The organism is Inquilinus limosus MP06, assembly GCF_000767795.1.
Taxonomy (GTDB): Bacteria; Pseudomonadota; Alphaproteobacteria; order DSM-16000; family Inquilinaceae; genus Inquilinus; species Inquilinus limosus_E.
Genome location: NZ_JANX01000433.1, coordinates 1 through 5,590 on the forward strand (window position 1 = coordinate 1; position 5,590 = coordinate 5,590).

Here is a 5,590-nt window from a genome sequence, read left to right on the forward strand (position 1 = left end):
GCAGCGGGTCGAGATCCTGAAGGCGCTGTATCGCGGCGCCGACATCCTGATCCTGGACGAGCCGACCGGCGTGCTGACGCCGCAGGAGGCCGACCACCTGTTCCGCATCCTCGCGGCGCTGCGGGCGCAGGGCAAGACGGTGATCCTGATCACCCACAAGCTGCGCGAGATCATGGCGATCACCGACGCGGTGACGGTGATGCGGCAGGGCCGCGTCGTCGCCAATGTCGCGACAAAGGAGACCAGCCGCGAGCATCTGGCCGAGCTGATGGTCGGCCGCAAGGTGCTGCTGCGCGTCGACAAGACCCCGGCGAAGCCGGGCGAGACGCTGATGGAGGTGCGCGACCTCGACGTCGTCGACGGCCAGGGCGTGCGCCGGGTCAAGGACGTGTCCTTCGCGCTCCGGGCCGGCGAGATCGTCGGCATCGCCGGCGTGTCCGGCAACGGCCAGTCGGAGCTGCTGGCGGCACTGGCCGGCATGGTCCGGCCGGCCAAGGGCGACATCGCCGTCGGCGGCACGGCCCTGTCGTCCCTGCCCCAGGTCGATGCCGGGACGCTGCGCCGGCTGGGCGTCGGCCATGTGCCGGAGGACCGCCACCGCGAGGGGCTGGTCACCGCCTTCAGCGCCGCCGAATGCTCGATCCTCGGCCACCATGCCGATCCCGCCTATAACGGCGCGGTGATGACCGACGGCCGCAAGGTGGTGGCGCATTGCGAGCGGCTGATGCAGGACTACGACGTCCGGCCGCCGAACCCGCATCTCAAGGCCGCCAACTTCTCCGGCGGCAACCAGCAGAAGATCATCGTCGGCCGCGAGGTCGAGCGCGACCCGAAGGTGCTGCTGGTCGGCCAGCCGACCCGCGGCGTCGACATCGGCGCGATCGAGGCGATCCATCGCCGCCTGGTGGCGCTGCGCGACAGCGGCAAGGCGATCCTGCTGGTGTCGGTCGAGCTGGACGAGATCCGCTCGCTGGCCGACCGCATCCTGGTGATGTTCGACGGCATGATCGTCGGCGAGGTCGCGGCCGACGGCGCCAGCGAGCAGTCGCTGGGCCTGATGATGGCCGGCGTCCAGCAGGAGGCGGCGGAATGAGCTACCCGGTCGCCTCCAGCAGCCGACGCGTCCCTTCCGGATCGGCGGCGATCACTTTCAGCAAGGCCATGCCGGCTTCGTCCGGTACGCGTCGGCGCTGTTCCCAGTTCCTCACAGTCGCCAAAGGTAGGCCGTATCGTCTCGCGAACTCGGATTGGGACAGTCCCAAAGACCGCCGCAATGCTTTGATCCGGAACCCGGGCGCGGCGACGCGGTGCGAAATCATGAAAACCCGCCGGACCTGGGGCAACGTGAGATCGGGAGCGGCATCCGGGTCTGCAGCGATGCGGGCGGCGATATCCTCATCCGTCATGGCATCTATCGCCGCCCAGTCGGTCGGCGCTGGCGTGTACGGGGTCTCGCTGCCGTCGTCGTGGACTAGGACAAAGGATCCATCGGGCTTGCTGCGGACTATGTCAGCCATAGCGCTTGATCTCCCGACTGTTGGCCTTGCGAAGCGAAATGATGCGATGCCTTCCGTCACGCGCGGTGTAGACGCAGACGAAGAGCCTCCCGTCGACATAGCCGTAGGCGATGCGCCGCTGCTCGGCATAGTCACGACGGAGATCGATCCGATCCGCAGTAAGATTTGCGAACAAGGACACCGCTCGCACCAGCGATACGCCATGCTTCTTGACGTTGATGGCGTCCTTGCCCGGGTCGAACTCGATCTGCATTGCACAGATAGTACGCCATTGGCGTATCTTCAACAATCTGGCCTGCATATCGCTCATTCGGGCTTCACCCGTGCCATACGAGGCAGGGAATGAGCGCCTTCGGCCGTCCGGCCGACGTGCCGCGCTGGGTGTCGATCGGGCTGATCCCGCTGGTCAACCTGGTGCTGGCCTTCGTCGCCGCCGGGCTGGTGGTGCTGCTGATCTACTGGGGCCAGTATTCCGCCGGCACGATGAGCGGGGCGGACTATCTCTACACCCCCGTGCATGCGGCGGAGCTGCTGCTGAAGGGCGCCTTCGGCAGCTTCCCGAACTGGAGCTACACCCTCTACTACACCACCAACTTCATCTTCGCCGGGCTGGCCGTGGCGGTGGCCTTCCATGCCGGGCTGTTCAACATCGGCGCCGAGGGCCAGGCCTATGTCGCCGGGCTCGGGGTCGGCCTCGTCTGCCTGTATCTCGACTTCCTGCCCTTCATCCTGGTGCTGCCGCTGGCGATCATCGCGGCCGCGCTGTTCGGCGCCGCCTGGGCCTTCATCCCGGCCTATCTGCAGGCGAAGCGGGGCAGCCACATCGTCATCACGACGATCATGTTCAACTTCATCGCCTCGTCGCTGATGGTCTATCTGATGGTCCATGTGCTGATCGCGCCGGGCCAGCAGTCGCCGGAGAGCCGCGCCTTCGCCGCCAACACCGTGCTGCCGACCATCACCGAAGTGCTGTCCTGGTTCGGCGTCAAGATGCGCCGGCTGCCGCTGAACCTGTCCTTCCTGTGGGCGCTGGCCTGCTGCGTCTTCGTCTGGATCTTCGTCTGGCGCACCCGCTGGGGCTACGCCCTGCGGACGGTGGGGCTGAACCCGCGGGCGGCGGTCTATGGCGGCATCTCGGTCGCCGGCATCATCATCCTGGCGATGTGCATCTCCGGCGCCCTGTCCGGCTTCATTGCGCTGAACGAGATCATGGGCGTGCAGCGGCGCATCCTGCTGAACTTCGTGGCCGGCGCCGGCTTCGTCGGCATCGCCGTGTCGCTGATGGGCCGCAACCATCCCTTCGGCATTGTCTTCGCGGCCCTGCTGTTCGGCGCCCTGTACCAGGGCGGGGCCGAGCTGAACTTCGACATGCCGGAGATCACCCGCGACATGGTGGTGGTGATCCAGGGGCTGGTGATCCTGTTCGCCGGCGCGCTGGAGAACCTGTTCCGGCCGCGGATCGAGGCGCTGTTCCGACGCCGCGAGTCGGCGCTGCAGCCAGCGAAGGGGACGACGTCATGACCCTGCTCGACGTCATCGCCCTGCTCGACGCCACCATCCGCACCTCGACGCCGCTGGTGCTGGCGGCGCTGGCCGGGCTGTTCGCCGAGCGCGCCGGGCTGGTCGATATCGGGCTCGAGGGCAAGATGCTGGCCGCCGCCTTCGCCTCCGCCGCCATGGCCGCCGGCACCGGCTCGGCCTGGGCCGGGCTGGGCATGGGCGTGGTGGTGTCGGTGGTGCTGGCGCTGCTGCACGGCTATGCCTCGATCACCCATCGCGGCAACCAGGTGGTCTCCGGCCTCGCCATCAACATCCTGGCCTCGGGCCTGACGGTCACGCTCGGCATCGCCTGGTACCAGCGCGGCGGCCAGACCCCGCCGCTGGAGGGTGACGCCCGGTTCCAGCAGATCGTGCTGCCGCTGGCCGACACGCTGCGCGAGGTGCCGGTGGTCGGGCCGATCTGGTCGGAGCTGATCTCCGGCCATTCGGTGCTGGTCTATGCCGCCTTCCTGGCGGTGCCGCTGGTGTCCTGGATCGTCTACCGCACCCGCTTCGGCCTGCGCCTGCGCGCGGTGGGCGAGAACCCCGCGGCCGTCGACACCGCCGGCATCTCGGTGGCGGCGCTGCGCTACCAGGCGATGATCCTGACCGGCATCCTGTGCGGCCTGGCCGGCACCTATCTGTCGGTGGCGCAGAACGCCTCCTTCGGCCGCGACATGACCGCCGGCAAGGGCTATCTGGCGCTGGCCGCGCTGATCTTCGCCAAGTGGAAGCCCTGGCCGGTGATGCTGACCTGCCTGCTGTTCGGCCTGCTGGACGCGCTGGAGGCGCGGCTGCAGGGCACCGTCATCCCCGGCTTCGGCGAGGTGCCGGTCCAGCTGATCCAGGCGCTGCCCTATATCCTGACGGTGGTCCTGCTGGCCGGCTTCATCGGCCGGGCGACGGCGCCGAAGGCCAGCGGCGTGCCCTACGTCAAGGAACGCTAAGCTCATGGTGGACAAGGCTTTCGAGGCGCTGTTCCAGGCCGCCAGCGCCGCCCGGGCGCATGCCCATGTGCCCTATTCGCACTTCCCGGTCGGCGCCGCGATCCGCACGCCGGACGGCACCATCCATGCCGGCTGCAATGTCGAGAACGCCGCCTATCCGCAGAGTCAATGCGCCGAGGCGACGGCGATCGGCGTCATGGTCGCGGCCGGCGGCAAGGCGATCGAGGAGATCGTGGTGATCGGCGGCGAGGCCGGCGACACGCTGCTGTGCACGCCCTGCGGCGGCTGCCGCCAGCGCATCCGGGAGTTCGCGCGGGGGGACACGAAGATCCATGTCTGCGGGCCGGAGGGGCTGCGCCTGACCACGACGCTGGACGCGCTGCTGCCGCATTCCTTCGGGCCGGAGAACCTGCGGGACTGACCCGCCAGAACGGCTCTGGCATCCGCCCTCGTCCCGTCCTAGTAAGAACCAACCGTGTCCAAACGGATTCGCCCGAGGGTCGCCATGTCCGAGTTCGTCGCCGCGTCGGCCGAGCGCTGCTGAGATGGCGCTGCTGCCGCAGGAGATCATCCGCCGCAAGCGCGACGGGGCCGTGCTGGACGTCGCCGAGATCGAGGCGATGGTGCGCGGCGCCGTCGACGCCAGCGTCACCGACGCCCAGATCGCCGCCTTCGCCATGGCCGTCTTCTTCCGCGGCATGACCATGCCGGAGCGGGTGGCTTTCACCCGCGCCATGGCCCGGTCCGGCCGGGTGCTGGACTGGTCGGCCGCCGACCTGCCCGGCCCGGTGCTGGACAAGCATTCCACCGGCGGCATCGGCGACAAGACCAGCCTGATCCTGGCGCCGATCATCGCCGCCTGCGGCGGCTTCGTGCCGATGATCTCCGGCCGCGGCCTGGGCCACACCGGCGGCACGCTGGACAAGATGGATGCGATCCCGGGCTATGTCAGCCAGCCGGAGACCGATGTGCTGGACCGGGTGGTGCGCTCGGCCGGCTGCGCCGTGGTCGGCGCCACCCGCGACATCGCCCCGGCCGACCGCCGCATCTACGCCATCCGCGACACCACCGGCACGGTCGAGTCGATCGACCTGATCACCGCCTCGATCCTGTCGAAGAAGATGGCGGCCGGGCTGGGCGGGCTGGTGATGGACGTCAAGTTCGGCACCGGCGCCTTCATGAGCGACATCGACGACGCCCGCGCCCTGGCCCGGTCGATCGTCGACGTGGCGAATGGCGGCGGCCTGCCGACCGTGGCGCTGCTGACCGACATGAACCAGCCGCTGGGCCGTACCACCGGCAACGCGGTCGAGGTACGGGAATCGATCGACCTGCTGACCGGCGGGCCGAAGGACGAGCGGTTGTGGGAGGTCACGGCCCGGCTGACCGCCGAGCTGCTGGTGATCGGCGGCCTGGCCGCCGATGCCGAAGCCGGCCGGATCAAGGTCGAGCATGCCCTGGCCAGCGGCGCGGCGGCGGAGCGCTTCGCCCGCATGGTGCGCGACCTGGGCGGCCCGGCCGACATCCTGGAGAAGGCGGACAACCACCTGCCGGCGGCGCCGGTGATCCGCCCGATCGCGGCGGAGC

General features: G+C 69.2%; 7 protein-coding genes. 5 read left to right on the forward strand and 2 right to left on the reverse strand.

All coding sequences use genetic code 11. The features are described 5' to 3' along the window. Positions 1-1,093 (forward strand): ABC transporter ATP-binding protein (locus P409_RS25040; RefSeq protein WP_034844922.1); only part of this gene is annotated, 1,093 nt, incomplete at its 5' end. Between the two features lies 1 nt (position 1,094). Here the strand turns inward: P409_RS25040 and P409_RS25045 are convergent. Together P409_RS25045 and P409_RS25050 are read right to left on the reverse strand one after the other, a co-directional pair. Then, positions 1,095-1,517: a helix-turn-helix domain-containing protein gene (locus P409_RS25045; RefSeq protein ID WP_202964802.1), complete on the reverse strand. Its 423-nt coding sequence runs from the start codon at positions 1,515-1,517 to the stop codon at positions 1,095-1,097. Beyond that, on the reverse strand, positions 1,510-1,827 hold the full coding sequence (locus P409_RS25050; protein ID WP_238578769.1) for a BrnT family toxin: 318 nt from the start codon (positions 1,825-1,827) through the stop codon (positions 1,510-1,512). Before P409_RS25050 ends, P409_RS25045 begins: the two co-directional genes overlap by 8 nt. A gap of 32 nt (positions 1,828-1,859) precedes the next feature. Here P409_RS25050 and P409_RS25055 point away from each other — a divergent pair, with 32 nt between their 5' ends. The 4 genes from P409_RS25055 to P409_RS25070 form a co-directional block, all read left to right on the forward strand. Further along, positions 1,860-3,038, forward strand: coding sequence for an ABC transporter permease (locus tag P409_RS25055; protein ID WP_034844925.1), 1,179 nt, complete (start codon positions 1,860-1,862; stop codon positions 3,036-3,038). Continuing rightward, positions 3,035-4,003: an ABC transporter permease gene (locus P409_RS25060; protein ID WP_034844926.1), complete on the forward strand. Its 969-nt coding sequence runs from the start codon at positions 3,035-3,037 to the stop codon at positions 4,001-4,003. The genes P409_RS25055 and P409_RS25060 overlap by 4 nt, the downstream gene beginning before the upstream one ends. Before the next feature lie 4 nt (positions 4,004-4,007). Then, complete coding sequence (locus P409_RS25065) at positions 4,008-4,424, forward strand: cytidine deaminase (protein WP_034844928.1); 417 nt, start codon at positions 4,008-4,010, stop codon at positions 4,422-4,424. Between the two features lie 124 nt (positions 4,425-4,548). Next, on the forward strand, positions 4,549-5,590 hold a 1,042-nt coding region (locus tag P409_RS25070; RefSeq protein WP_034844930.1), incomplete at its 3' end, for a thymidine phosphorylase.